At 47.6% G+C, this 24,325-nt stretch carries 29 protein-coding genes and 5 tRNA genes; 26 read left to right on the top strand and 8 right to left on the bottom strand.

Features of this window, described 5'->3' with window-relative positions; translation table 11 throughout:
- Window position 1 precedes the first annotated feature (1 nt).
- The 12 genes from IEX81_RS00170 to IEX81_RS00115 all read left to right on the top strand — a co-directional run bounded on the left by IEX81_RS00170 (window position 2) and on the right by IEX81_RS00115 (window position 10,235).
- Window positions 2–373 carry a diacylglycerol kinase family protein gene (locus IEX81_RS00170; RefSeq protein WP_188800583.1) on the top strand — a complete coding sequence of 124 codons (372 nt, stop codon included), beginning with the start codon at window positions 2–4 and terminating at the stop codon, window positions 371–373.
- A gap of 28 nt (window positions 374–401) precedes the next feature.
- Window positions 402–800 carry a cytidine deaminase gene (locus IEX81_RS00165; protein ID WP_188800581.1) on the top strand — a complete coding sequence of 133 codons (399 nt, stop codon included), beginning with the start codon at window positions 402–404 and terminating at the stop codon, window positions 798–800.
- Entirely contained in the window at window positions 797–1,702 is a 906-nt protein-coding gene (gene era, locus IEX81_RS00160) for a GTPase Era (RefSeq protein ID WP_188800579.1), read from the top strand. The genes IEX81_RS00165 and era overlap by 4 nt, the downstream gene beginning before the upstream one ends.
- 108 nt (window positions 1,703–1,810) lie before the next feature.
- Window positions 1,811–1,948, top strand: a complete 138-nt coding sequence (locus tag IEX81_RS00155; RefSeq protein WP_188800577.1) for a YqzL family protein — start codon at window positions 1,811–1,813, stop codon at window positions 1,946–1,948.
- 41 nt (window positions 1,949–1,989) lie between these two features.
- The gene (recO, locus tag IEX81_RS00150) at window positions 1,990–2,736 is read left to right on the top strand and encodes a DNA repair protein RecO (protein WP_188800575.1); all 747 of its coding nucleotides are present in this window, start codon (window positions 1,990–1,992) and stop codon (window positions 2,734–2,736) included.
- A 95-nt stretch (window positions 2,737–2,831) separates the two neighbouring features.
- Window positions 2,832–3,461, top strand: coding sequence for a transcriptional regulator CcpN (gene ccpN / locus IEX81_RS00145; protein WP_188800573.1), 630 nt, complete (start codon window positions 2,832–2,834; stop codon window positions 3,459–3,461).
- A 67-nt stretch (window positions 3,462–3,528) separates the two neighbouring features.
- A complete protein-coding gene (locus IEX81_RS00140; protein ID WP_188800571.1) occupies window positions 3,529–4,338 on the top strand; it encodes a pyruvate, water dikinase regulatory protein in 810 nt (269 codons plus the stop codon).
- A gap of 186 nt (window positions 4,339–4,524) precedes the next feature.
- The gene (locus IEX81_RS00135) at window positions 4,525–4,977 is read left to right on the top strand and encodes a YaiI/YqxD family protein (RefSeq protein ID WP_188800570.1); all 453 of its coding nucleotides are present in this window, start codon (window positions 4,525–4,527) and stop codon (window positions 4,975–4,977) included.
- A 17-nt stretch (window positions 4,978–4,994) separates the two neighbouring features.
- Window positions 4,995–6,833: a DNA primase gene (dnaG, locus tag IEX81_RS00130; RefSeq protein ID WP_188800568.1), complete on the top strand. Its 1,839-nt coding sequence runs from the start codon at window positions 4,995–4,997 to the stop codon at window positions 6,831–6,833.
- Window positions 6,834–6,854: 21 nt separating this feature from the next.
- Window positions 6,855–7,961, top strand: a complete 1,107-nt coding sequence (gene rpoD, locus IEX81_RS00125; protein WP_188800566.1) for an RNA polymerase sigma factor RpoD — start codon at window positions 6,855–6,857, stop codon at window positions 7,959–7,961.
- A 374-nt stretch (window positions 7,962–8,335) separates the two neighbouring features.
- Window positions 8,336–9,040, top strand: coding sequence for a tRNA (adenine(22)-N(1))-methyltransferase (locus IEX81_RS00120; protein WP_188800564.1), 705 nt, complete (start codon window positions 8,336–8,338; stop codon window positions 9,038–9,040).
- Window positions 9,041–9,113: 73 nt separating this feature from the next.
- Window positions 9,114–10,235, top strand: a complete 1,122-nt coding sequence (locus tag IEX81_RS00115) for a Nif3-like dinuclear metal center hexameric protein (RefSeq protein ID WP_188800562.1) — start codon at window positions 9,114–9,116, stop codon at window positions 10,233–10,235.
- Window positions 10,236–10,405: 170 nt separating this feature from the next.
- On the opposite strand, the gene IEX81_RS00110 is transcribed toward IEX81_RS00115, so the two are convergent.
- Window positions 10,406–11,392, bottom strand: a complete 987-nt coding sequence (locus IEX81_RS00110; RefSeq protein WP_188800553.1) for a 4-hydroxy-3-methylbut-2-enyl diphosphate reductase — start codon at window positions 11,390–11,392, stop codon at window positions 10,406–10,408.
- A 108-nt stretch (window positions 11,393–11,500) separates the two neighbouring features.
- Window positions 11,501–11,938 carry a VrrA/YqfQ family protein gene (gene vrrA / locus IEX81_RS00105; RefSeq protein WP_188800552.1) on the bottom strand — a complete coding sequence of 146 codons (438 nt, stop codon included), beginning with the start codon at window positions 11,936–11,938 and terminating at the stop codon, window positions 11,501–11,503.
- A gap of 10 nt (window positions 11,939–11,948) precedes the next feature.
- Between vrrA and IEX81_RS00100 the strand changes: the two genes are divergently transcribed.
- A complete protein-coding gene (locus IEX81_RS00100) occupies window positions 11,949–12,137 on the top strand; it encodes a hypothetical protein (protein ID WP_188800551.1) in 189 nt (62 codons plus the stop codon).
- Window positions 12,138–12,294: 157 nt separating this feature from the next.
- On the top strand, window positions 12,295–13,194 hold the full coding sequence (locus tag IEX81_RS00095; RefSeq protein ID WP_188800549.1) for a deoxyribonuclease IV: 900 nt from the start codon (window positions 12,295–12,297) through the stop codon (window positions 13,192–13,194).
- Between the two features lie 111 nt (window positions 13,195–13,305).
- Here IEX81_RS00095 and IEX81_RS00090 read toward each other — a convergent pair whose 3' ends face one another.
- On the bottom strand, window positions 13,306–13,581 hold the full coding sequence (locus tag IEX81_RS00090) for a DUF2624 family protein (RefSeq protein WP_229727406.1): 276 nt from the start codon (window positions 13,579–13,581) through the stop codon (window positions 13,306–13,308).
- Window positions 13,582–14,008: 427 nt separating this feature from the next.
- On the opposite strand from IEX81_RS00090, the gene IEX81_RS00085 reads away from it, so the two are divergent.
- The 3 genes from IEX81_RS00085 (at window position 14,009) to IEX81_RS00075 (ending at window position 16,005) form a co-directional block, all read left to right on the top strand.
- Window positions 14,009–14,836, top strand: coding sequence for a sensor histidine kinase (locus tag IEX81_RS00085; protein ID WP_229727405.1), 828 nt, complete (start codon window positions 14,009–14,011; stop codon window positions 14,834–14,836).
- Window positions 14,837–14,930: 94 nt separating this feature from the next.
- On the top strand, window positions 14,931–15,293 hold the full coding sequence (locus IEX81_RS00080; protein ID WP_188800547.1) for a hypothetical protein: 363 nt from the start codon (window positions 14,931–14,933) through the stop codon (window positions 15,291–15,293).
- A gap of 133 nt (window positions 15,294–15,426) precedes the next feature.
- Window positions 15,427–16,005, top strand: coding sequence for a nitroreductase family protein (locus IEX81_RS00075; protein ID WP_188800545.1), 579 nt, complete (start codon window positions 15,427–15,429; stop codon window positions 16,003–16,005).
- Window positions 16,006–16,069: 64 nt separating this feature from the next.
- On the opposite strand, the gene ispG is transcribed toward IEX81_RS00075, so the two are convergent.
- Together ispG and yqfZ are read right to left on the bottom strand one after the other, a co-directional pair.
- Window positions 16,070–17,179, bottom strand: a complete 1,110-nt coding sequence (gene ispG / locus IEX81_RS00070) for a flavodoxin-dependent (E)-4-hydroxy-3-methylbut-2-enyl-diphosphate synthase (RefSeq protein ID WP_188800543.1) — start codon at window positions 17,177–17,179, stop codon at window positions 16,070–16,072.
- 162 nt (window positions 17,180–17,341) lie between these two features.
- Window positions 17,342–17,656, bottom strand: coding sequence for a protein YqfZ (gene yqfZ / locus IEX81_RS00065; RefSeq protein WP_188800541.1), 315 nt, complete (start codon window positions 17,654–17,656; stop codon window positions 17,342–17,344).
- A 227-nt stretch (window positions 17,657–17,883) separates the two neighbouring features.
- Here yqfZ and IEX81_RS00060 point away from each other — a divergent pair, with 227 nt between their 5' ends.
- Window positions 17,884–18,510, top strand: a complete 627-nt coding sequence (locus IEX81_RS00060; RefSeq protein ID WP_188800539.1) for an NfeD family protein — start codon at window positions 17,884–17,886, stop codon at window positions 18,508–18,510.
- Window positions 18,511–18,643: 133 nt separating this feature from the next.
- Here the strand turns inward: IEX81_RS00060 and IEX81_RS00055 are convergent, their stop codons facing one another.
- Complete coding sequence (locus IEX81_RS00055; protein WP_188800537.1) at window positions 18,644–18,805, bottom strand: hypothetical protein; 162 nt, start codon at window positions 18,803–18,805, stop codon at window positions 18,644–18,646.
- 237 nt (window positions 18,806–19,042) lie between these two features.
- On the opposite strand from IEX81_RS00055, the gene IEX81_RS00050 reads away from it, so the two are divergent.
- From IEX81_RS00050 to IEX81_RS00015, 8 genes are all read left to right on the top strand, one after another.
- Window positions 19,043–19,117: transfer RNA gene (locus IEX81_RS00050), tRNA-Asn, on the top strand.
- A 1-nt stretch (window position 19,118) separates the two neighbouring features.
- Window positions 19,119–19,192: transfer RNA gene (locus tag IEX81_RS00045), tRNA-Met, on the top strand.
- Window positions 19,193–19,207: 15 nt separating this feature from the next.
- Window positions 19,208–19,280, top strand: a tRNA-His gene (locus IEX81_RS00040).
- Window positions 19,281–19,284: 4 nt separating this feature from the next.
- Window positions 19,285–19,361, top strand: a tRNA-Ile gene (locus IEX81_RS00035).
- Window positions 19,362–19,369: 8 nt separating this feature from the next.
- Window positions 19,370–19,459 (top strand) — tRNA-Ser (locus tag IEX81_RS00030).
- Window positions 19,460–19,873: 414 nt separating this feature from the next.
- Window positions 19,874–20,236, top strand: coding sequence for a hypothetical protein (locus IEX81_RS00025; protein ID WP_188800535.1), 363 nt, complete (start codon window positions 19,874–19,876; stop codon window positions 20,234–20,236).
- Window positions 20,236–20,526 (top strand): hypothetical protein, encoded by a 291-nt coding sequence (locus IEX81_RS00020; RefSeq protein ID WP_188800533.1) that lies wholly within the window; start codon window positions 20,236–20,238, stop codon window positions 20,524–20,526. Before IEX81_RS00025 ends, IEX81_RS00020 begins: the two co-directional genes overlap by 1 nt.
- 257 nt (window positions 20,527–20,783) lie before the next feature.
- Entirely contained in the window at window positions 20,784–22,868 is a 2,085-nt protein-coding gene (locus tag IEX81_RS00015; RefSeq protein ID WP_229727404.1) for a peptidoglycan D,D-transpeptidase FtsI family protein, read from the top strand.
- 301 nt (window positions 22,869–23,169) lie between these two features.
- Here IEX81_RS00015 and IEX81_RS00010 read toward each other — a convergent pair whose 3' ends face one another.
- On the bottom strand, window positions 23,170–23,670 hold the full coding sequence (locus IEX81_RS00010; RefSeq protein WP_188800530.1) for an MltG/YceG/YrrL family protein: 501 nt from the start codon (window positions 23,668–23,670) through the stop codon (window positions 23,170–23,172).
- Between the two features lie 6 nt (window positions 23,671–23,676).
- A complete protein-coding gene (locus tag IEX81_RS00005) occupies window positions 23,677–23,883 on the bottom strand; it encodes a hypothetical protein (protein ID WP_188800527.1) in 207 nt (68 codons plus the stop codon).
- Window positions 23,884–24,325 lie beyond the last annotated feature (442 nt).

Below are 24,325 nucleotides of genomic sequence, written 5' to 3'. Positions count from 1 at the left end.
TATGGAAAAGTACGGAAGAAGAAAACATAAACATCTTTCAGAAAGTTTCAAAGACGCTATTTCCGGATTTCGTCTCGCCCTTTTCCAAGAGCGCAATATTCATATTCAGCTGTTCGCCGCTGCAGTCGTGATCATTTTTTCACTCATGATTCATGTCCCTCTGACGGACATGCTGATCATTTTTGCTCTGATCGGCGGTGTCATCAGCCTGGAACTGGTGAACACAGCGGTTGAACGCCTCGTCGATCTCGTCACTAAAGAACGCCATCCGATGGCGAAAGCGGCAAAAGATACGGCCGCAGCAGCCGTATGGTGGTTTTCCGTCATGGCGGCCGTTATTTATTTTTTCATCGTGTACAACACGTTGCATTAATCCGTTCTAAAAGAAAAGGGTGGGAAAAATGGAAGATAAACAACTCATTGAAACAGCCCAGGAAGCAATGAAAAACGCTTATGTGCCCTACTCACATTATCATGTAGGCGCCGCGCTTTTAACTAAATCCGGCAAAGTTTTCACCGGATTCAATATTGAAAATGCCGCTTTTTCAGTGTGCAACTGTGCGGAGCGGACGGCAATTTTCAAAGCGTTTTCCGAGGGCGAGCGCGAGTATGCGGCGCTGGCCGTCATTTCGGGCGGAGAAAGGCCGGTTCCGCCGTGTGGCGCATGCCGGCAAGTGATGAGCGAACTCTGTCCGCCGGAAATGCGGGTTATTCTAGCCAATACCGCCGGTCTAACAATGGTGACCTCGGTTAACGAATTGCTTCCGGGCGCTTTTGAAGCGGGGGATATGAAAAAATGAGCGAATCATTTAAATCCGGTTTTGCGGCGATCATCGGCAGACCGAATGTCGGAAAATCAACGCTTCTGAATCACATTCTGGGGCAGAAAATCGCGATCATGAGCGACAAGGCGCAGACGACACGAAATAAGATTCACGGTATTTACACGACGGATGAGGAACAGGTTATTTTTATAGATACACCGGGAATACATAAACCGAAACACAGACTCGGGGAAGTCATGACGGCGATGGCACTGGCCACACTCAATGAAGTGGATCTGATCCTCTTTATTATCGACGCGGAGAAGGGTTACGGGAGAGGCGACCAGTTTATCATTGATTTTCTGGAGAAAGCCGATTCCCCTGTTTTTCTTGTCGTCAATAAAATCGATAAGGTACACCCGGATGATCTGCTCCCGCTCATCGGACGTTACCGGCAATTATATGACTTTGCTGAAATCGTTCCGGTGTCCGCGCTGCTGGGACAAAACACCGGCACATTAATGAAGCAGATCCGCGGCTATTTGCCAGACGGTCCGAAATATTATCCCGACGATCAGGTGACCGACCATCCGGAACGGTTTATCGCCTCAGAGCTGATCAGAGAAAAAATTCTTCAGCTGACTCGAGATGAGGTTCCTCATTCTATCGCTGTGATTATTGAACAGATGAAACATGATAAAGAACGGGGCATCGTTGATATTCAGGCAACGATTATCGTGGAGCGGCCATCGCAGAAAGGAATTATCATCGGAAAGGCAGGCAGTATGCTGAAAAAAATCGGTACACTTGCCAGAAAGGAAATTGAAGCGCTGATCGGCTCAAAAGTCTTTCTCGAGCTGTGGGTGAAGGTCGACAAAGACTGGCGCGATAAAGAGGAAGAGCTGAAAAACTTCGGCTATATCAGCCAGGAAGAGTAACGGAGACTGCCAAGTCCGGAACCCAATTAACAATCATTTCTTCTCATGATTCCACCTTTTTCGTAAACGCTATAGATGAGGCGGAAAAATGGGAAGGATGAGAAACTCATGTTAGACTTAACTTGGAGAATTTTTTGTATGACTGGAAGCATTGATTTCTATCTTCTGATGAAGGAAATGGAACAAAAAGATGAACAAGAACCTGCGGAGGGGACCCTGCCGGGCGTATCCGAACCCGCCGGGTGACTCAAAAGGCAGTGAGATAAGAGAAACGGGTGATCGCTTTGATGATCAAAGCGGAAGGCATCATCATTCGCACAGTTGATTATGGGGAAACAAATAAAATTGTTACCCTCTTTACCGAAGAATTCGGAAAAATCGGGCTGATGGCAAGGGGAGCTAAAAAACCAAAGAGCTCTCTTTCTGCGGTTAGTCATGTGCTTTTCTACGGCCTCTGTCTCTTCCAAAAAGGCAGGGGCCTTGGCATGCTGTATCAGGCCGAGGCGCTGAATCCTTTCAGGCGAATCAGGGAGGATATTGAAAAAACAGGTTATGCGGCCGTAATGCTTGAGCTGACAGACAGGCTGACTGAAGAAGGCAAAGTTTACACCGGGCTTTATCATACACTCCGGGATACACTGCTGTTGATGGAGAAGGGAACGGACGCGCCCGTGCTGGCAGCGATTTATGCGGTGAAAATGATGCGTGTTGCCGGAATTGATCCGGAAGTGGACCGCTGCCTTCGCTGCGGCCGGCAAAGTGAACATTACAAATTTTCTGTATCGGGAGGGGGTGTTCTTTGTCCCGACTGCTCGGATACGGACCCCTATGCAATTTCAGTTTCGGTAACGGCCGGCCGACTGCTGCCGCTTTTTAAGCATATTCCGATTGCACGGATCGGACATGTGTCACTGAAGCGCGAAACGATAAAAGAAATCGAGTCATTGATTACTATTTACTATGAACAAAACGCGGGACTGAAACTGCGTGCCAGACGCTTTATCGACCAGTTGTCCAGGTTTCGGACCGAGTGAAAATTCCAATCGCGGGTCCGATCGGGAACCGGGACAAGCGGCTGATAAGGTTGTCATGGGTTGTACATAGAGATATGAAAGGGCAGGGGAGTCGGATGGAACTGAATGAGCGGCAAAATAAGATTATCGAAATTGTGAAAGAGGGGGCGCCGGTAACCGGAGAGCAGATTGCTGAGAGACTGAATGTAACGCGCGCGACGCTTCGGCCGGACCTCGCCATTTTAACTATGGCCGGTTTTCTTGACGCGAGGCCGCGTGTCGGCTATTTTTATACAGGACAGACGCCTTTTACATTGCTGTCCGAGCAGATTCAGAAAATGGAAGTAAGGAATTACCAGTCTCTTCCGGTTGTCGCAAAGGAATCTTCGTCAGCTTACGAAGCCGTGTGTACCATGTTTCTAGAAGACGTCGGTTCCCTTTTCGTTGTTAATGATCAAGGTCTGCTTTCCGGTGTTCTGTCACGGAAAGATCTTTTACGTACGGCGATCGGGTCTCAGGATATGAATCATGTACCGATCAGCGTGATTATGTCCCGTATGCCCAATATCACCTTTTGCCGCAGCGACGATGCCGTGATCGACGTCGCCGAACTTCTTATTTCCAGAGAAATCGATGCCTTGCCGGTTGTCCGGACAAAAGGGGACGGTCTGGAGGTTATCGGGCGTATGACGAAGACGAACATTACCAAGGCCTTTGTCGAGCTGGCCAGGGGAGCTGCTGAGTAATCCAAGACAATCCTCTCGTTGCTTCACCTTGAGGAACGAAGAATATTCGTATTTGGGAGGGATGTAAATGACTGAACGCCATCTGATCTATGTTGTTTCCGATTCTCTTGGCGAAACCGCCGAATCGGTCGTTTGGGCGGCAGCAAGTCAGTTCGGACAGATGAATGTTGAAATCGAACAGTTTTCATTTGTCCGCGATACAAAAAAAATAGATGATCTCATTGTTTCGGCAAAAAAAGATCACGCTTTTGTTGTGTTCACTTTGGTCATGGCGAATTTAAGCCGCTATTTTACGGTAAAAGCTAAGGAAGCAGGGATCCAGTATCTCGATCTGATGAGCGAGATGGTTAGCGGATTGAGCAATTTTCTCGGGAAACAGCCCTTGGGAGAACCCGGACTTTCACATCAGCTGGATGAAGATTATTTTCGAAAAATTGAAGCCATCGAGTTTGCGGTAAAATACGATGATTGTAAAGACCAGCGAGGGATTCTATTTGCGGATATCGTACTGATCGGCATTTCTCGGACGTCCAAAACGCCGCTTTCACAATTTCTCGCAGTCAAAAAATACAAAGTGGCGAACGTTCCCATCGTTCCGGAAGTTGATCCTCCTGAAGAACTCTTTAAAATCGACCCGAAACGATGCTTCGGACTGAAAATCAGTACCGAACGCCTGAATTCGATCCGCATGGAACGTCTTGCCGCACTCGGACTTGATGGAGGGGCAAATTATGCGAACTCTGACCGTATTAATGAAGAGCTAAGATACTTTGATGAGATTGTTCAGCGCGTAGGCTGCAGAGTGATCGATGTGTCCCTGCGTGCAGTCGAGGAGACCGCCAATGAAATACTGAAGTACATGAGCGAAATCGCCTGATTTTCTTCACGTTTTCTCCGTTCTGCAGGCGTTTGGGAAGCATGCTGCTGTTTCTTTTTCTGATGGGGAAAAGAAATGCGCATCAAGTAACACTATTTAAGGGATACTCGGTGATTTTGACAATATTTGCAATATAAAAACATAAAAAGACAAGAAGGATTTACAACGGAAGTTAGAGAATTAATTATGGTGAATAAATTCACGTTATATGTCGATGCAGATGCGTGCCCGGTTAAGAAAGAAATTATGGACAGTGTAAAATCGTTCGGTGTTCAACCCGTCTTTGTTGCTTCTTACGCCAGTTTCAGTCCCGACCGGCAATCGACATGGGTATTTGTGGATCAGGAGAAGGAGGCGGCCGATCTCTATATTCTGAACCATGCTGGGCCGGGAGATGCCGTCGTCACACAGGATATGGGGCTTGCAAGCCTGCTTGCCTGCCGCGGTGTGTCCGTTCTATCCGATCGGGGAAAGGAGATCGCGGAGAGGGATATTCCGGAAATTCTGAACAGGCGGTACCTGTCCCGAAAATCGCTTGCCACAGGGCGAAGAATTAGGGGTCCGAAGCCGTTCACAGAGAAAGACCGGAAAAATTTTTCAGTTGCTCTGACAAATTTGTTATGCCGTTTAGATCATTAGGATATAAATAAGTAATAATGTTGGTGGTGCATGACCAAGTGCGACTGCATGAAGACACAATTGAGAAGATCAGAAAGTCTCTGGATATTGTCGATATTGTCGGCGACTATGTTCAGCTGAGAAAACAAGGGAGGAACTTCGTAGGCTTATGCCCCTTTCACAGTGAGCGCACTCCTTCTTTTTCCGTGTCTCCGGATAAACAGCTTTATCATTGCTTCGGATGTGGTGCGGGAGGAAATCTGTTCACCTTCATTATGGAAATTGAAGGGATGTCCTTCTCAGAGGCGGCGCAGTTTCTCGCAGACAAGGCTAAAATCGATCTGGGCCCCTCTCTTTCAAAAACGTCCGCAGGCGGAGACGCAAGGGATCAAAGTAAGAAACAACTTTCCGAAGGTATGGACCTGTTAACGAAATTCTATCATTATTTGCTGGCGACTGCAAAATTTGGCAAATCCGGCATGAACTACCTGAATGATCGCGGCTTCACAAAAGACATGATCGAACGTTTTCAACTGGGCTATGCGATAGACAGCTGGGATACGGCCACTTCCCTGCTGGAAAGAAGGCAGGTGAATCTCGGACAGATGGAGAAAGCCGGGCTGATCGGTAAACGCGGATTTGATAACAAATATTTTGACCGCTTCCGCAACCGGATCATTTTCCCGATTTTCAATCCTAGAGGGCAGACGGTTGCCTTTGCTGGAAGAACACTTGGGGATGAAAAACCGAAGTATCTGAATACACCGGAGTCTTCACTGTTTCACAAGGGGAAAATTCTGTACGGTTATCATCTGGCGAGACAGTCGATCCGGAAAAGCAATCAGGCGGTGCTTCTGGAAGGCTATGTCGATGTAATCAGAGCACATCAGGCCGGTGTAACGAACAGCGTCGCTTCAATGGGAACGTCGCTGACCGAAGAACAGGCGGCGATGCTTTTCAGGGCGGCGGAGACTATTATCATCTGCTATGATTCGGACACTGCCGGGATTGAAGCAAGTTTTCGCGCTGCGGCCATGTTTCAGGAAAGTAATAAAATTGTGAAAATCGCAAAAATGCCTGAAGGATTTGACCCCGATGACTACATTCGCAAGTTTGGCGGCGAACGTTTTAAAAGTGATGTAATAGGGGCAAGCCAGACACTGATGACTTTCAAGATGGATTACTTCAGAAGAAAAAGGAATCTGGTTGATGAAGGAGATCGGCTGCTCTACATCGAAGAAGTATTGAAGGAGATCAGTACTCTGAAAAGGGCGGTGGAACGTGACCATTATCTGAGATTGCTTGCTGAAGAATTTTCGATTTCTCTGGATGCGCTGAAGAGGCAGGAAATGCAAATGTACAAAGCGGCAAAAAGGCAGGAGGAACGGCGGGATCGTGAGCGCCCTGTCATCTTAAACCGTCCGGACCGGATTGCACCTGCTTATGAAATGGCTGAGCGAAGGCTGCTCGCAAGGATGATGAGAAGCAGGAAAGTTACGGAGCATGTTCGGGATATGCTGGGCGGCACTTTTGCCATTGAACTGCATCAGGCATTAGCCGCGTACCTGTACGCCTATTATGAGGAAGGCAATCCGCCTGACGAAGGACTGTTTATCCAGCGCCTTGAAGACCCCGGTCTTCAGCAGAAAGCTGTGGAATTATCCATGATACCAATGAGCGATCAGGCGGAAGAAAGAGAAATTGAAGATTGTATTCATCAGGTCATCAAGCATTCCAAAGCGGCAGTGATTGCGGACAAAGAAGAGGAAAGAAAGCAGGCGGAGCAAAGCGGCCATTACCAGCTGGCTGCCCAGCTTGTGTCCGAAATCATCGGCATAAAGAAGCAGTTGAACGCTCACAATGCTGAGCAAGAATAGTACTCGGAAGGAGGGGGTCAAATGGCTGGCAAAGCAAGCAGGACGGAGCAGGAACTGACCGCGGATCAGGAAAAAGAACAGCTTTTTGAATTAGGAAAGAAGCGGGGTTCTCTGACGTACCAGGAAATTGCGAATCGTCTTGCGCCATTTGATCAAGAACCGGAACAGATGGATGAATTCTATGAGATGCTTGCCGATCAAGGCATCGACATCGCTGATGAATCTGACGAACCCGGTTCTGATGAAAAGCACAAGGAAGAAGAATTTGATTTAAATGATCTTAGCGTTCCTCCGGGCGTTAAGATTAATGATCCGGTCAGGATGTATCTCAAGGAAATCGGGCGTGTAGACCTGCTCTCTGCAGATGAAGAAATCGCTCTCGCCAAACGGATCAATGCCGGCGATGAGGAGGCAAAAAGGCGGCTTGCAGAGGCAAACCTCAGGCTGGTTGTCAGCATCGCCAAGCGCTATGTCGGTCGCGGCATGCTGTTTCTTGATCTTATCCAGGAAGGCAATATGGGACTGATTAAAGCGGTTGAGAAATTCGATTATACAAAAGGATTCAAGTTCAGCACGTACGCGACTTGGTGGATCCGTCAGGCCATAACCCGCGCTATTGCAGACCAGGCCAGAACCATCCGTATTCCCGTCCACATGGTTGAGACCATCAATAAGCTGATCCGCGTCCAAAGACAGCAGCTGCAGGATCTCGGCCGTGAACCAACTCCTGAAGAGATTGGCAAAGAGATGGACCTGTCGCCGGATAAAGTCAGGGAGATTCTGAAAATCGCTCAGGAGCCGGTGTCGCTTGAAACACCGATCGGTGAAGAAGACGATTCCCATCTCGGTGATTTCATTGAAGATCAGGACGCCAAGGCGCCTTCTGATGCCGCGGCTTATGAACTTTTGAAAGAACAGCTGGAAGATGTTCTGGATACGCTGACGGATCGGGAAGAAAATGTTCTGAGACTGCGTTTCGGCCTGGACGACGGCAGAACACGGACACTTGAAGAAGTCGGCAAAGTTTTTGGAGTGACAAGAGAACGTATCAGACAGATTGAGGCGAAAGCTCTGAGAAAACTTCGCCATCCAAGCAGAAGCAAGCAATTGAAAGACTTTTTGGACTAAAAGCCCAAGCTAATCGCTTGCTCCCTGAAAAGGGGGCGAGTTTTTTTTACCTAAAAAATGAAAGAGATAAGCTCTATATCCTTTATTTTAATGACTTTTCAGCCAACTTGCAAATCACCGTCAGAAAATGTGACCCTTAATTTGAAGAATAGCTGATAAAAAAAGTCTTTCACACTAATGACACTGTATATATTCTTATTTTAAACCAAATTGAAAACGTTATCAATAGAGAGCTCCCGCAAGCGATTGTAACGAGATGTTTTCGGAATCAGGTATTTTGCTTTTTCTTGCCTGATCCGGAAGGTTGGGAATCGTAACGGATTGTGGTAAGATAGCAGGGAATCTGCAAGCGCTAAGATTAAGGATTGTGACTCATGCAAACGATACACTTGTCCAAAAGACTTCAGACTGTCATGTCGCTTATTCCAAAAAATGCCGTGCTGGCCGATATTGGATCGGATCACGCACATCTTCCTTGCCGTGCTGTACAGGAAGGGATTGCTATAAAGGCGATTGCCGGCGAAGTAAGAGAAGGTCCTTTCAGTCAATCGCTTTCTAATGTTCAGGCACTGGGTATGGCCGATTCGGTTTCTGTCAGACTGGGGGACGGGCTGGATGTCATTGAGCCCGGAGAAGCAAAGGTTATTGTCATCGCCGGAATGGGCGGAGAACTGATCACGGACATTCTGGAGCGCGGCCGTGCGAAGCTCGCCGAAGAAACAACGCTGATCCTGCAGCCGAATATCCGGGAGCCGGGCTGCCGTGCGTGGCTTGCCTCTGGTGGCTGGTCGATAACCGACGAAGCCATTGTCGAAGAGTCCCCTCACTTTTATGAAATCATTAAAGCTAAACGATGTTTGACCGGAGAAGCTCGTTTGACCGATGAAGAATTGATGATGGGACCGGTCCTGATCAGAAATCAAACCCCCGTCTTTCGAAAGAAGTGGGCTCTCCGCGAAGCGAAACTGCAACTGATCCTGCAGTCGCTCGAACAGACGAGAGAGACTGAGGCCGTTATATTGAAGCGAGCAGACTGCCTCAAAACGCTGAAGATGATCGGAACGGTTCTAAATAGCTGATCGATAGAGGCGGACCGGGACGGTGCGGGTGAAGAATTTTTCAAGCTAAAATCACCAAAAAGAAGGTTTTTACATGAATCAATGGATTTCGGGTCGGCGGCTCATACAGCGATTTGAAGAATGGGCACCTAAGTCACTGGCTTATGAAAATGATAAAATCGGCCTGCTGATCGGGACTTTAGATAAAAAAATAAAGAAAGTCATGGTCACATTGGATGTACTGGAAAACGTTGCCGATGAGGCGGGGGAGAAACAGGCGGATCTGATTATCGCTCACCATCCGGTGATTTTTCACCCGCTGAAGAATGTGCGATCCGACGAGGGTCAGGGTAAGATTGTCACGAAGTGCATCAAACATGATCTTGCGGTTTACGCCGCGCATACCAATCTTGATATCGCAGAGGGCGGCGTGAACGACATGCTTGCGGCACAGCTTGGGCTTACCGGGACAGAGATTCTGCAACCGACTGTCAGCGAACCTCTGTATAAGCTTGCCGTTTATGTACCGGAGAGCCATCTTGAGGCGGTCCGGGATGCGATCGCCGACGCGGGTGCGGGCTTTATAGGCCGTTACAGCCATTGCACGTTTGCGGCGGCAGGAGAGGGGACCTTTCTGCCCGAAGAAGGGGCCCACCCTTTTATCGGCACGCCGGGAAAAATGGAGAGGGTCGCCGAAAGAAAGGTTGAGACTTTAGTGCCTGAGCATCTGCTTCAAACAGTCATCGAAAAAATGATTAAGAGCCACCCTTATGAAGAGATAGCCTATGATCTCTTTCCCCTGAAAAATAAAGGCAAAACATACGGGCTTGGACGGATCGCCAGACTTGCCGAACCGATCGCATTCGGCGACTACTGTCTGCAGGTCAAAGCAAAGCTTGGTCTGGAAGGGCTTCGGGCGGTCGGACCCCTGAACGAAAAGGTACGGACGGTAGCGGTCTCGGGCGGAGACGGAAACAGCCTGATTCCTTTTGCAAAGAGACGGGGAGCGGATGTGCTGATTACAGGCGATCTATACTACCATACGGCTCATGACGCACTGCTGAGCGGATTGAAAGTCATTGACGCGGGGCATCATATTGAATCGGTGATGAAAAAGGGTGTTCAGCGTTATCTGCAGCGGGTGATTGAAGAAGAAAACTGCGATACTGAAGTGATTCTTTCGGAATCGGTGACCAATCCATTCCGGTTTATCTGAATAATTAAAGGCCCGCAGCCGCCAACTGATGGTCGGACTGCGGGCCTTTGTCGATTAAGTCAATAATTTAGCCGGCCGTTCTGAAATGTTTTTCATTGAAACGCAATGTCAGAGTTTTTCTGCTCGGAACTCCTGACTGGTTTTCAGGACGGCTTTCACGCGCGGAAAAGTTATAGCGTTTCTTCTGTTTCCTTCCGGCGCCGGTTATGATCCGGTTTGACTTTTGGCAGAATGTTATTATTCTTTGCTGCCTTGCTTTCGGTTGACCAGGTTTCCGGATTGTCCGGATCATACTGATCAAGAAAGAGAATGACTTCTTTGGTCAGTTGTGTCGGCGTTGAAGCACCAGCCGTGACCGCAACTTTCTTTACGTCCTTAAGCCAGTTCAGCTGCAGCTCGGACAGATCCGCGATCCGATGCGCAGGCGTGTGCGCAATTTCTTTGGAGACCTGTGCCAGTCTATTGGAATTATTGCTTCTCGGATCTCCGACCACAATCAGCAGGTCGACATCCTTTGCTTGGGCGGCGACAGCTTCCTGACGGGTCTGAGTGGCCAGACAAATCTCATTGCACGTCTCTGCCTGCGGATATTTCTCTTTAATATAGTTCATGATCTCGCGTACATCCCACTGACTCATCGTCGTCTGATTCGTGATTATGATTTTTTCTGCGCGGAGACTGAGCTTGTTTACATCTTCAACGGTTTCAACGAGGTGGACAATATCAGGTGCAACGCCGATCGCGCCCTCAGGTTCCGGGTGCCCTTTCTTGCCGATATAAATGACATGATAGCCTTCTTTTTTCTTTTTCTCAATGAGATCGTGTGTTTTTGTGACGTCGGGGCAGGTGGCGTCGATTGTCGTCAGCCCTTTTTTTTCAGCGAGAATCCGCACTTCCGGCGAAACGCCGTGCGCGGTAAAAATAACCGTCCCGTGGTCGATTTCCTGTAAAAGGTCGATCCGTTTCTTTCCTTTGATATCAAGAGTTATGATACCCTCTTCTTTAAACGCCTCGGTCACATGATGGTTGTGAACGATCATGCCCAATATATAAATCGGCTTCGGCAATTCTTCATTCATGGCCGCTTTTCTCGCAATCACCAGTGCATCGACCACACCGTAACAATAGCCTCGAGGCGAGACCTTGATCACTTCCATTTTTCTATCTCCCCGATCTGAAGAACTTCGTCTCTTCTCTTTTTCCTTTCAAACCTCATTATAAAGGAGCCTATTCGAGAACACAACGAAGCTGAAGGGAGCGAATGTTTAAATGTACATACGCGGCCGTGAAGGTCTAGTCACGAAGTCCTCGCTATCCCAGGAGATCTTTTTTTCTTTCACAGCTTTATTTTTTTTCTCTTTTCCGGTATCGGCCTGTTTCGTTTCGGTCTGCTCTTTTTTCTGTTCGTTTTCTGCCTCGTCTGACTCCTCCTCAGACTCCTCCGTCTCTTTGGAGGCTGTTTCTTCGGAGGCCTGCATGCTTTTCAGGACGCTGATAATAGCCGGAGCGTTTTTGATAAGCGGCCCGAACTGCTGAACCATCGGGAGTACGGTCTGCGCCGTCTGAATGGCTTTCTGGGCATTTGCAATCATGCCGAAAAGATTGATCCCGCCTCCCGACTGTCCCGTACCGGGAGAAAGCATGGAGAGCAGGTTGGAAAGCCCACCTGTTCCTGAAGAAGGGGCCGCCGGCACCCTCGGCATCGGAGAAGACATGCCTCGAAAAAGCGAAGGAAACCCACGTGTCGGCAGTGCCGGTGGAGAAAAAGAAGAAGGGGCCGCCGGCACCCTTGGCATCGGGGAAGACATGCCCCGAAAAAGCGAAGGAAACCCACGTGTCGGCGGTGCCGGTGGAGAAAAAAATGAGGGGGCGCCCCTGAACATTGACGGCGGTCCTTGCTGAAACGGAGGCATGTTCTTTCATTCCTTTCATCGTATTATTCGCTGATATAACAGTGTATGTGATAAACAGCCATCCGTGAATGAAAGGAGGAAAACAATCCGCGGGGCGCAAAATCGGACAATTATGTTAAAATAAGTAAAGAAAAGAGGGGATGTCTTTGTTAAAAATAGGATCACATGTTCATATGTCCGGATCCAAAATGCTTCTCGGAGCAAGTGAAGAGGCGGTTGCTTTTGATGAGACGGTGATGATGATCTACACCGGGGCGCCGCAAAATACAGTAAGGAAACCGATCGAGAAGCTGAATATTGAGGCGGGACGGGAACATATGAAGGCACACCATATTGAAGAAGTGGTTGTTCACGCACCTTATATCATAAATATCGCCAACACGGTCAAACCGGATACCTTTTCCCTGGGTGTGTCCTTTCTGCGCAAAGAAATGGATCGCGCGGCGGCGATCGGCGCAAGGCAAATGGTTCTTCATCCCGGTGCGCATGTCGGCGCGGGTGTCGAAAACGGTATTGCAAAAATTATTGAGGGGCTGAATGAAGTGCTTGAAGAAGGCGACACGGTTCAGATTGCCCTTGAAACGATGGCGGGAAAGGGGAGCGAGTGCGGATTCCGGTTTGAACAGCTGGCGGAAATTATCGATGGTGTACGGCTGAACGGGAAACTGTCCGTGTGCTTCGATACATGCCATACAAATGACGCCGGTTACGATGTGGCCCACGATTTCGACGGGGTCCTTAACCTGTTTGATAAAATTGTCGGAGCAGACCGGATCAAAGTCATCCATGTTAATGACAGCAAGAATCCCCTTGGAGCCCGGAAAGACCGGCATGCCAACATCGGCTTGGGCACGATCGGATTTGAGGCGCTCAATTACATTGTTCACCATCCGCAGCTGGAAGCGCTGCCGAAAATACTCGAAACGCCATACGTTGGCGAAGACGCAAAACACAAGAAACCGCCGTATAAATGTGAAATCGCCATGCTTAGAGCAGAGCGCTATAATGATCATCTGCTTGAAGATATTCTCGCCCAGCAGAGCTGATTGTCCGCTGTACGGTGTCTTAACATACAAAAATAAGCCGGAGTCTCTCCGGTTTATTTTTGTGAAAACCATAAACCCGGTTTTCCGTCTCGGGAGCTGTGTGTTGTATGATCACTGATACTTAGCCATCAGTTCCTCAAACCGCCGGTTCAGTCGTTCAGCCATATTCTGGCCAAGTTCCTCAACAAGAATCTGCCGCAGTGTCTTTTGGCCTGCAGAATCAAACAGATTAATGTTTTTTCCGTGCACGCGGCCGGCGACTCTGGCGGCCTGATCTTTTGAGATCGGGATGCCGAACTGGACGGCCTGCTGGTAAAGCTCATCCGCCGTGACTTGATTAATCCGCTGATTGACGATTTGTTGAATCATGGGATGCACATTTTCCACTCCAATTCATCTTTGATAAAACATTCATCATAGCCTATGACGGCCAAATCAGACGGATACTCATAATTTACCGGCAAAAATCGACAAAGTTTGCAACGTGGTCGAAACTTGTCTAACATTATTTGGCAGTTTACCCTATATCATTTTTCCTGATTAAAGTATAATTAAATATACATAAAAGCGTTTGAATTTTTAAACGTTTAAAATCCGAATGGCATTTTAAGGAGTGTTTAGAGTGAAGGGGTGTAAAATATAAAGAGGAGTGATAACCATTATATATCATGAATCCTTTCTATCCGTTTCTGAGAAAGACCTGTTCGAGAATCAACTGTCAATGGAAATGCGTTTCTGCCTGACTCCCGAGGGTCGTATTTTAGATTGCAATAGAAATGGCAAAGTTATGGTTGATCGCTTTGGGGATTGCTTTTTGGACTTTTTTACGGAGCATGCCCGGCTAGAGGCGGAAAATTACCTCAAGACCATCATGGAAAGTGACGACATTGTTGCTGCGCTGCTGAACGACCGGGTAAAAGACAATGGCGTAGGCACACTTTACAATGGATTCGGCAAAGACGGAAAAATATATATTGCCGGCTATCATACCGCGCTGATTACCCGTCTGGCAGCAGAGTTTGCGCATGAGCTGAGAAATCCGCTGACCGTGATTAAGGGGTTTGTGCAATTATCCGACTATACACAGGAATTTGATAAATATAAAAGGACGATCATTTCTGAAATAGACCGCATGCACGCGATCCTGGAGAACTTTCTGACCCTTTCCAAAAAACAGATTAAACAACAGCAGATGCTGCCTGATAAAGTTTGCACATCCCTGATCTCCCTGATTTCATCGGAATGCTCACTGAGAAAGATTTCTTTTGACTATGATGTTGCCTATTCCGAAAAAAAGTGTTCGATTGATCTCTCCATGATTAAGCAGGTTATTCTGAATCTGCTCCGAAATGCGCTTGAAGCCATAGAAGAAAAGGAGCAATCGGAGAAAAAGATTTTTTTCAGAGGTGCCATTGAAACCGGGGGCTACCGTTTTTCATTGTCGGATAATGGCTCGGGAATTGAAACCAATGTTCTGAAACAGCTGGGCCAGCCTTTTTTTACAACAAAAGAAAAGGGGACAGGCATTGGTCTGTCTCTATGCAAAAAAATTGTTGCCGAGCATCATGGAACTTTTTGTGTGAGTAGTTTGCCGGGCAAGGGGACAACTGTCAGCTTTTATCTGCCGTTTACTGTGGCATAGCGGAACGCCGGTCTGTTTCCATAATCTGTATCAGTTAAACCGACCCATTTGAGTCAGACTATAGACGATCCTAAAATGAAAGTGAGGGGTCGCTATGGCTGGAAAGGATCATTTGGGCGAAGATTCATTATATGAGAAGCGGCATGCTTTCAGTAATGAAGAGTACGCAAAAGAACTCGCGGCCGATCAATATGATCCGGAAAGCGGGCGGGCGGAACATGATCGCCCGTTCGGGACCGGTGAACGGCGGGTTTTTGAGAACGGAAGAGGAATGGGCTGGCTCGCGCTGGTGTTTTCCGTTGCAGCGTTATTCTTTCTTCCCATTGTTCTGGGCATCGTCGGGATCATTATTGGTTATATAGCCTTCCGAGAAGGTGCGCGGACTTTGGGCGGCTGGGCCATAGGTATAGGCTGTGCTGCTGTTTTGATCCAATTGTTTTCGCCAATGTTCTGGTGAAAAAAATCAAAAGGGCGCTTTGCGATTTGCAAAGCGTCTTTTTGATTTATGCATATTTCTGTCACTGCGATTGTGACATATGTTACAATATCGTTGAAAATAAACGAAGACGCTGTGAAAAGGGAAGGATAACATGGAGACGATAGAAGCCATTCATTCGAGACGTTCAGTTCGCAAAGTAACAGACCGGGTACCGCCAAAAGAAACGATTATACAACTTCTGGATGCGGCGAGACGCGCGCCGAATCATTTCAACACACAACCGTGGCATTTTACCGTTCTGATCGGCGAAGGACGCAATAAGCTAGGAGACGCTTACGGAAAAATCAACCAGCAAGTTTTGGAAAGTAGGGATAAAGAATCGCTGGATGAGGCCTATAAAAAGGGTTTGGCCAAAGCGAAACGTTCTCCGGTTGTCATTGTCGTGACTGTTGAACCTGCGGACAATCCGAAAGTGAAGATGGTCGAAGAGATAGCGGCGACCGCCTGTGCCATAGAAAACCTGCTGCTTGCCGCTCATGCTCTCGGAATCGGAGCGATGTGGCGTACGGGGGACCCAGCATATACCGACACCATGAAGCAAAGTTTCGGGGTTTCTGAAAAGGGCCTGGTGATGGGCTATATCTATGTCGGTTACCCTCAAGAAGGAATCGAGGCCAAGGCACCGGTCAGAAAATCTGTTGAAGAGATTACGACCTGGGTGAGTGAGTAAGGGCTCGGAATCTGGCTAAATGAAAAAAAATCCGGGGATTCAGTCCCGGATTTTTTTTCATTTTTCAACTCTTGATTTTCGCTTGTTCTGCTTTCTTTTTTGCAAAGTATTCTTCGGCAAGCTTGTCGATCTCGATTTTCAGTTCTTCGACCATCTGATCCTCAGGCACTTTGCGGATGACTTCTCCGTGTTTGAAAAGTAGGCCTTCTCCGCGGCCTCCCGCGATGCCGATGTCGGCCTCCCGTGCTTCCCCCGGACCGTTGACGGCACAGCCGAGCACCGAAACCTTAATCGGTGCGTTGATGTGGTCAATATAGGCTTCCACCTCATTGGCGATCTTGATCAAGTCGATCTGGATACGGCCGCACGTCGGGCAGGAGACCAGAGTTGCGGCGTTGGTCAGGCCGAATGTCTTCAGCAGTTCGCGGCATACCTTGATTTCTTCGACCGGGTCAGCCGACAGTGAAATCCGCATCGTATTGCCGATGCCTTCGTGCAGCAAAATGCCAAGCCCGGCCGCACTCTTGATGCTTCCGGAAAATTTGGTTCCGGACTCGGTTATCCCGAGATGAAGCGGGTAGTTGAACGTGCGGGCGGCCTTTTCATAAGCTTCAACTGCCAGATTAATGTTCGAAGCTTTCAGTGAGACAATGATATCGTGAAAATCAAGGTCTTCGAGAATCTTGATATGATGCAGCGCACTCTCAACCATTCCGTCCGCAGTCGGGTAACCGTATTTATCCAGAATATGTTTTTCCAGTGATCCGGCGTTGACGCCGATCCGGATCGGAATATGTCTGGCTTTTGCCGCGCGGACAACGGCTTCAACATTTTCCTGCTTGCCGATGTTTCCGGGGTTGATGCGGATTTTATCGGCGCCGCCCTCAATGGCTTTCAAGGCGAGTTTGTAATTGAAGTGAATATCGACGACAAGCGGTATATGGATGCCGCGTTTGATCTCCGGTATGGCAAGCGCGTCCTCCATGGTCGGACAGGCGACGCGGACCATCTGGCATCCCGCCTCTTCAAGTCTCCTGATCTGGGCAACGGTTGCCGCCACATCGCGTGTTTTTGTTGTTGTCATGCTTTGTATGATGACTTCATTGGATCCCCCAATGGTTAAATTTCCGACTCTCACTTTTCTCGTTTTCGTTCGGTGCGTAATTTCTGACACGAACCATTCGCTCCTTTATAGGTAAGAATGAGTTATCTGCGACCTTTTCATACAGACCCAGTATATCATGAATCGAGCGGAACTGCCGCCTTTTGACATTCCCGGGCCAACATTTACGATTGGATCCCGGCGCGCGATGGGAAAGCATTCGCTGTTCATGCCTTAAGGCTGACGGTCATAATACGGAAACGCATAAGCTCGTCCGATCTGCAGATGGTTCGGGTCGACCGACGGATTTAAAATAGCGAAATCCTTGATCACTTGATCAATGGAGGGTGATGTCTTATTGATACGTTCCGCAACCGAAAGGAGTGTGTCTCCGGGGGCAACGGTGATTTTTTGAAAAGAAAGCGGAGCATTTACAGATTGAGCAGATGTTTTCGCCGCGGTTCCGGCAGGCAATGATCCGGAAGTTAGATCGGTATAGCTTGTCCAGCATACAATAAGGATCAATAGAGTAAAAATTCGTTTTTTCATCCGATCATCTCCTCGTATTCCATCTATACGCTTTGAATCCGATCGCTATTCACTTTTTCAAAAAATATTCAAAAAGAAACTTTTCGCCGCTTTCCACGTATGGTTTAATGAGAGGAGACCTGTCACATTGATTAAAAAACTGGCGGAAGCGGGGAAGAGAGGCCGGGTTTGTTTTCCATCCAGCGGCATTTTAATTTCCTCGAACCAGCTGAAAGAAGGTGTCCGATTTGGGCTTACTGGCACTTCCTGCAGGCGGGTTTTTCGTGATCCTGCTTGCATCCTCATTTTTGTTTGCCGAGCTTACGGTCAAGGCAAAAGGGATTTTTGCCGTCATCGGCAGCGGACTGTTCATCTATTATTTTTCTTATTTTCTTACCGATCAGGCATCGCAATGGATTGTGCTGCTTCTTGTCGGAGGGCTTATTCTGATTATTATTGATGGAAAACTCTTTACCACAGGCGTAATCGCGATCCTGGGCTTTATTCTTATGATCGTTGCCTGCGCGCTTCCGGCACCGTCCTTACTGTACGGTATGCTGGTGGCTATCGCGTTCGTTATCGGTACATGCGGGTCCTTTCTTTTTAAAAAATGGCTTCCAAAACGCGACTATCTGGAAAAGCTGACCCTTCAGGACCGGCTTTCCAGTGATAAGGGATACGTATCAATGAATAAGGACTATCGCGACTTGGTTGGAAAGCAGGGCGTGACGCTGACTCCTTTCCATCCGGTCGGCACGGTCAATATTAATGGAAAAAAATACAGCGCGATTACAGACGGCGTTTTCCTCGAAGAAAATGTGCCGGTACAGGTTGTATCTGTGGATGGAACAAGAATCGTAATCGATAAGATTTGAAGAACGGATCGGGGGAACGAAACGGAAAAAGTAAAAAGGCAGCTAAATCCGGTCGGAGGATGTAACTGCCTTTTCGCTTTTCGGCTGAAAGCGGAAATGAATATTCTGCTGGGATCGCGAGGAAAAAGAGGGTTCACACTGAAATATTTTCCGCTGCAAATACGTAAGAACGATTGGCCGCTACGAATGCAATGATTGAACCGACTAAAAAGAACAGGACACCCCCCAAATAAAGAGCGGCGGCAATAACCTTGCTTTTTTCATTAAGCACGACGGCTTCGTGTGTCTGATTCATAATTACGTTTCACCTCTTTCGAGCCCTTTGTACCTATATGTATTCAATTAATAATTATTGCGTTCGTTATACAAGTGGAATTGGCCGGCCGGCGGGAAAGCCCGCTAAAAAAAAGTGTTGTCAAACACAGAGCATTATGATATATTAGTTCTTGTCGTTGAGAGAGGATCGAAAACTTTCAACAATTATTGACAGGAACAACGGCTTGTGTTAAATTAGTTTTTGTTCTAAATTTATTCCACAGTAGCTCAGTGGCAGAGCAATCGGCTGTTAACCGATTGGTCGTAGGTTCGAACCCTACCTGTGGAGCCATGGCGGTGTAGCTCAGCTGGCTAGAGCGTACGGTTCATACCCGTAAGGTCGAGGGTTCGATCCCCCCCGCCGCTATTTTTTTATCCAATGGCGGTTATGGTGAAGTGGTTAACACACCGGATTGTGGTTCCGGCATGCGTGGGTTCGATACCCACTAACCGCCCGTTGGACCCTTAGCTCAGTTGGTTAGAGCAGACGGCCCATAACCGTCCGGTCGTAGGTTCGAGTCCTACAGGGTCCACCACTTGTTGTGGAGGAATACCCAAGCTTGGCTGAAGGGATCGGTCTTGAAAACCGACAGGGGCTTCACGGCTCGCGGGGGTTCGAATCCCTCTTCCTCCGCTTGTACATAATCAATACCTTTCATCAAGCACTCAGGAATAGCCATAAAGAGGCATTTCTGAGTGTTTTACATTTTGGTGGCCGCTAATGGATACGAGAAATACAAAACATTCTTGCATGGTTTCTCATCATTTTTGACTGCTTCCGAACCGTAAAGCACGGTCGTGCCATGTATTTTTGAAAGGCACCTTGACCGAGATTTTGGTTTTTTCCCATCGCAAGTCTAGTTCTGAACTTTACTGATGTCCTCCTTAAACCGCCTTTTTTCTTCCTTAACGATTATACAAGATCAGCGCCTGAGTTTCTCATCGCAATAAGTAATGGAGATTTTTACGTACATTTTTACTTAGCATTAAACGTATTATCGTGTATAATAAACGTGTGTTCAGAAAATGCTGAGAAGGAGAAAGCTAAATGGAAGATTCAGCAATGGCTAAGCCCAAATTCAATGCAGATCAAATTGTTCCGGCTTCTGTAGCCTCTAAAACCTTAGGCAGTATTCGCAAGAAAGCTAAGAAGGTTCCACAGTTTATTTCTGAAAATAATAAAATTGATTCCGTTATCCTGGATTATCGCCAATATGAAGATCTGATTGTTCGTCTTCATCGTCTTGAAGATGACTTGATTTATCAGGAAGCTGCCAGACGCCTCGAGGATTCTGAAGCCGGTAAAACAAAGCCAATTCCGTTAAAAGATACAATGTCAAAAGAAGAATATAACGCCTTTAAACGATCGGATCCGGACGATATTCCAGACGATGCGTTGTTTGAGCAGTAATGGCTAAATTTAAGCTTGAGTACATTGATGAAAATGCTCGTAAGGAATTTGATAATCTTGACGGATCAACGAAAGCTATTGTTCGCAAATCTTACCGTAAGCTTGAATATCGTGCTGATGAGATCGGTAAGCAGCTCTCCGGAAAACTTCATGAATGTAAAGAAATCAAACTCAGGCATATTGGGATTCGAATCATTTTTCATATCGTTCACGGACTGGTTCAAATAGTTCAGATTATCACAATTAATAAGCGTGAAGATAAAAAGGTATTTGAAATTGCTGAAGACTGATTAAGGAAGTAAAGTGAGGCTAATCGCCTAAAGTCTCGGAAATGCGGAAGCGCACGTTTCCGGGCTTTTTTTGACAGAAGGATATGGGCAAAGTAAAATAAACGTGTTGATAATGGCTAATGGGACACCGGAGAGGGGGTGTCCTTATCTATGATTAAAAATCATTGGCTGATTTTCATTGGAACAGGAAGAAAATGAGTGCGGCCGACGAATGACTTTGATGGAATAGGGCCGCGTGCTCATAGGGGGAAATGAGTTTGGCGAAGGAAATAGTGAATAACAAAGAAACGAAAAATAATCTGCCGTTAAGACTCAACATTTTGTTTTTGGTGGTCTTTCTGGCGTTTGCGACGTTGATCGTACGGCTCGGTTTTGTCCAGATTGTGAACGGTGCGCACTATAAGAGCATTGTCAACGGCAACCATAATCAGACAGCCAATATTGCGTCGGCCCGCGGGAAAATTGTTGATATAAATGGAGTGACCCTCGCCGACAATAAAGCGGAGCTGGCAATTGTCTACATACGCAACGCCGGCATCGATGCACAGAAAAGCCTCTCCATCGCCCGGCAGCTGTCTCAGCTGATCACGATGGATAACCAGGCGGTGCAGCTGGTGACGACGCGGGATGAGCAGGAGTATTACGCGCTGACTCATTTTAAGAATCTGCAACAGGCTTTCAATGCCTTTCTGTCGCAGAAGGAACAGACTACGCTGGCCGCCAACCCGACCAATGAGTATAACCTCCTGCTCAGCCGTATTCCGAATCGTGTCCTGACCGGTTTTACAGCGAAGGACATGCAGGTAATGGCGATTCAGCACGCGTTTAATCAGGCGTCCAACCTTAATCCGTATATCATCAAAAGGGGTCTGAACGTGAACGACAGGGAGTATGTCAATGTCGTGGACCATCTCAGTGAATTTAACGGAACGATTCAGACCGCCGACGTTTCCTCGCGGGCTTACGCTCCGAACATCCCGTTTTATATTGGAACGGTCGGACAGATTCCCGCCGAGAAGATCAATAACTATCTGGCGGAGGGCTACAGCCGGAATGACATGGTCGGGACGAGCAATCTCGAGCAGCAGTATGAATCCTATCTGCGCGGTGTCCCGATGACACTGACTTATCACACGAAAAACGGGCAGCCGGTCGGCAATCCGACGGTCAAGCCGGGCCAGCGCGGGGATGATCTGCAGCTGACCATTGACAGCCGGCTGCAGGATGCGCTGCCGCAAATCCTGATTTCGAACATTAAAGCGGCGCGGGCGCAGGCGGGAAACAGCCAGAACAACAGTGCTTACGCAGTCGTAATGAATCCGAAAACCGGGGCGATCCTGGCGATCGGCGGTGAAAAACTGGTCAACGGCCAATTTGTCGACGCGTCAAACGAAGCGATCAACTCACAGTTTGCCATGGGGTCGGCGGTCAAAGGTGCGACCGAACTGACTGGATTTCAGTACAACGCGGTTCCGACGTCATTCACCGACATGCCGATCCAATATCCGGGACAGAATCCTAATAATAGTTTTAAATCATGGGAAGTAAGCGGATTGGGAAGCCTTACGCCAGCACAGGCGCTTGAGTTCTCTTCCAACATCTTTATGGCGAAGATCACTTCGAATATGGCCGGGATCACCCTGACCCCGGCAGGAGGCCACTATCAGGCAAGCCTGCCGCTGGCAACCAGCCCGCAGTTCATCCGCGCGGTGGAAAATTTACGAAACGGCTACAGCCAGTTTGGGCTTGGCGTAAAAACAGGGATTGACTTGCCGACTGAAGGAACAGGTTATAACGGCGGGATGCCGGATAACCCAGGTTTGATTCATCAATTTGGCATTGGGCAGTTCGACACCTATACCCCGCTCGAAATGGTTCAATATATCTCGACGATTGCCAATGGCGGCTACCGGATTCAGCCGCACCTGCTGCAGTCGGTCCGTGCGCCGAGCAGCGATCCGACCCGGCTCGGTCCGACGATTTATACGTATAAACCGCGCATTCTAAATACAATCAACAATACGCCGCAACAAATTCAAACCGTGCAGGACGGGCTCTATCTCGTGACGCATGGTCCGTCATTACAAGCCACGGGAATTATGCTCGGTACGGGAGCCAACACGAAATATAAGATCGCGGCAAAGACGGGTACCGCACAGATTGATGCGAACGATCTGCAACTCTATAATGAGACACTCGTCTCATACGCGCCTTACGATAATCCGCAGATTGCTGTAGCGGTCGTTGTGCCGGCCGTAAGGACAGGCGCTCAGAATAAGCAGATTGCTTTGGATATTTATCAGAAATACGACAGCCTCTATCATTACACGAGCGGTAACTAATCTTGGGTGGCTGCTTACCGTAAGGTCTTTTCTTCTAATGGGTTCACTATACAACCGAACCTGATTAACAAATAATAGTGTTTGGCATTTTTGAAAAATGCGTTTCTGAACAGACTTAACTCGAATAGTCAAATCCGGTATGATCAGGATTTGACTATTTTTAATGCTCTGCAAAAAAAAATAAGAGATTTTATGAAAAAGGAAAAGAGAGGTCTGAGGGAGAAGAATCCAAATACTGCAGCTTACAGGCAAATTAAATGCCGGTCGGGCATTGTCGCTCTTCCGGCATTTTGATTACCGATTATTGATGATTGTTCGTGATCACTTGTGCGATCTTTTGAATCGACATATCGCTTGAAACTTTAAACGTGCCAAGTTGAACGAATTGATCGAGTTTGCTTGTATGCAGATATTGTTCGAAATTGAACTTTTGATCCGCAGGAAGAATCTTTGCGTTGACCAGCTGCGTTGAGATATCGCTTGGCGTCATGCCATTGTTGATCTGCAGATCGAAGGATATCGGCTGGGGGCTGCTGCTTGCTGCCGGTTTTGACTGAGCGTTTTTCGCTGCTGCAGCATTGACGCTTGCCATCCACTGGTTATAGGCGTTAATGTCGATCGCCTTGCGTTGGTGGCTTGCCAGGTACTGACTGACGGTAGCATCGGTCAGCGGTGTCTGCCTGACCGTATTCTTTGCCGCTGTCTGATTTCCATTATTAAAAATGACATAATAGAAAAAGGCGAAAACAGCACAAGTGATCAGGACACCTGCGGAAAAACCGCGTATTCCATTTCTTGTCAACACAATTCACCCTTTAAATTTATCCCGGTCCCCGAGCATAACTTCCTCTTCGAGTACGCGAATTTTTTTCTTGACTTTATAGAGCTCCTGCATCATAGTGATTGAATTTTCTTCCAGCTGGCTTTCCATTTGTTTCACACTGTCTTGTTTGTAATAAGAAAGAGCCAGCGCAATCAATCCAATGATCACAAGGATCAGAATAATGAAACCCATAATTTACCCCCCGACACTTTTTTGAAGTGCGTTAAAAAATGAATGAAAAAGCGAACGGCCCTCGAAACAATCGGGATCAGGAGCAATCCGGCAAGTGCGGTTTCCTTGAATACAGAAGGAAACTAAATAGGGCGGCCCACTATCCATTTTTTGAACATCCTAGTGTTATTTATAGCATAACTCGATAATATACGGAAGAAGATTGCCGAAAAAGAAAGAAAAATGTAAAATAACTAGCAAAAAATTCCGGCTGTCAAAGAAATAAGACTATGTGTAAAATGTTTCTCGGTGGATGAATCAGGCTAGGCGGCGTTGGGGGGAGCGGCGTGCCGCTCCCCCCAACCAAAGGTTTATCCTTTTTCCTTCTTCTACTAGACGAAAAGGAGAAGGCTCCTTATTCTAAATGTATGCCGACCAAGGTGAATACATCGTGAATAGAGGC

The sequence above is a fragment of the Sporolactobacillus putidus genome (genome assembly GCF_014647035.1).
GTDB lineage: Bacteria > Bacillota > Bacilli > Bacillales > Sporolactobacillaceae > Sporolactobacillus > Sporolactobacillus putidus.
Note: the sequence above shows the minus strand (reverse complement) of the source record. Positions and strands in the feature narration are given on the sequence as shown.

What these genes read in the sequence shown, in the direction of transcription:
- IEX81_RS00170 (WP_188800583.1), top strand. Translation starts at nt 2, where the DNA reads ATGGAAAAGTACGGAAGAAGAAAACATAAACATCTTTCAGAAAGTTTC.
- IEX81_RS00165 (WP_188800581.1), top strand. Translation starts at nt 402, where the DNA reads ATGGAAGATAAACAACTCATTGAAACAGCCCAGGAAGCAATGAAAAAC.
- era (WP_188800579.1), top strand. Translation starts at nt 797, where the DNA reads ATGAGCGAATCATTTAAATCCGGTTTTGCGGCGATCATCGGCAGACCG.
- IEX81_RS00155 (WP_188800577.1), top strand. Translation starts at nt 1,811, where the DNA reads ATGTTAGACTTAACTTGGAGAATTTTTTGTATGACTGGAAGCATTGAT.
- recO (WP_188800575.1), top strand. Translation starts at nt 1,990, where the DNA reads ATGATCAAAGCGGAAGGCATCATCATTCGCACAGTTGATTATGGGGAA.
- ccpN (WP_188800573.1), top strand. Translation starts at nt 2,832, where the DNA reads ATGGAACTGAATGAGCGGCAAAATAAGATTATCGAAATTGTGAAAGAG.
- IEX81_RS00140 (WP_188800571.1), top strand. Translation starts at nt 3,529, where the DNA reads ATGACTGAACGCCATCTGATCTATGTTGTTTCCGATTCTCTTGGCGAA.
- IEX81_RS00135 (WP_188800570.1), top strand. Translation starts at nt 4,525, where the DNA reads ATGGTGAATAAATTCACGTTATATGTCGATGCAGATGCGTGCCCGGTT.
- dnaG (WP_188800568.1), top strand. Translation starts at nt 4,995, where the DNA reads ATGTTGGTGGTGCATGACCAAGTGCGACTGCATGAAGACACAATTGAG.
- rpoD (WP_188800566.1), top strand. Translation starts at nt 6,855, where the DNA reads ATGGCTGGCAAAGCAAGCAGGACGGAGCAGGAACTGACCGCGGATCAG.
- IEX81_RS00120 (WP_188800564.1), top strand. Translation starts at nt 8,336, where the DNA reads ATGCAAACGATACACTTGTCCAAAAGACTTCAGACTGTCATGTCGCTT.
- IEX81_RS00115 (WP_188800562.1), top strand. Translation starts at nt 9,114, where the DNA reads ATGAATCAATGGATTTCGGGTCGGCGGCTCATACAGCGATTTGAAGAA.
- IEX81_RS00110 (WP_188800553.1), bottom strand. Translation starts at nt 11,392, where the DNA reads ATGGAAGTGATCAAGGTCTCGCCTCGAGGCTATTGTTACGGTGTGGTC.
- vrrA (WP_188800552.1), bottom strand. Translation starts at nt 11,938, where the DNA reads ATGCCGAGGGTGCCGGCGGCCCCTTCTTCAGGAACAGGTGGGCTTTCC.
- IEX81_RS00100 (WP_188800551.1), top strand. Translation starts at nt 11,949, where the DNA reads ATGCCTCGAAAAAGCGAAGGAAACCCACGTGTCGGCAGTGCCGGTGGA.
- IEX81_RS00080 (WP_188800547.1), top strand. Translation starts at nt 14,931, where the DNA reads ATGGCTGGAAAGGATCATTTGGGCGAAGATTCATTATATGAGAAGCGG.
- IEX81_RS00075 (WP_188800545.1), top strand. Translation starts at nt 15,427, where the DNA reads ATGGAGACGATAGAAGCCATTCATTCGAGACGTTCAGTTCGCAAAGTA.
- yqfZ (WP_188800541.1), bottom strand. Translation starts at nt 17,656, where the DNA reads ATGAAAAAACGAATTTTTACTCTATTGATCCTTATTGTATGCTGGACA.
- IEX81_RS00055 (WP_188800537.1), bottom strand. Translation starts at nt 18,805, where the DNA reads ATGAATCAGACACACGAAGCCGTCGTGCTTAATGAAAAAAGCAAGGTT.
- IEX81_RS00025 (WP_188800535.1), top strand. Translation starts at nt 19,874, where the DNA reads ATGGAAGATTCAGCAATGGCTAAGCCCAAATTCAATGCAGATCAAATT.
- IEX81_RS00020 (WP_188800533.1), top strand. Translation starts at nt 20,236, where the DNA reads ATGGCTAAATTTAAGCTTGAGTACATTGATGAAAATGCTCGTAAGGAA.
- IEX81_RS00005 (WP_188800527.1), bottom strand. Translation starts at nt 23,883, where the DNA reads ATGGGTTTCATTATTCTGATCCTTGTGATCATTGGATTGATTGCGCTG.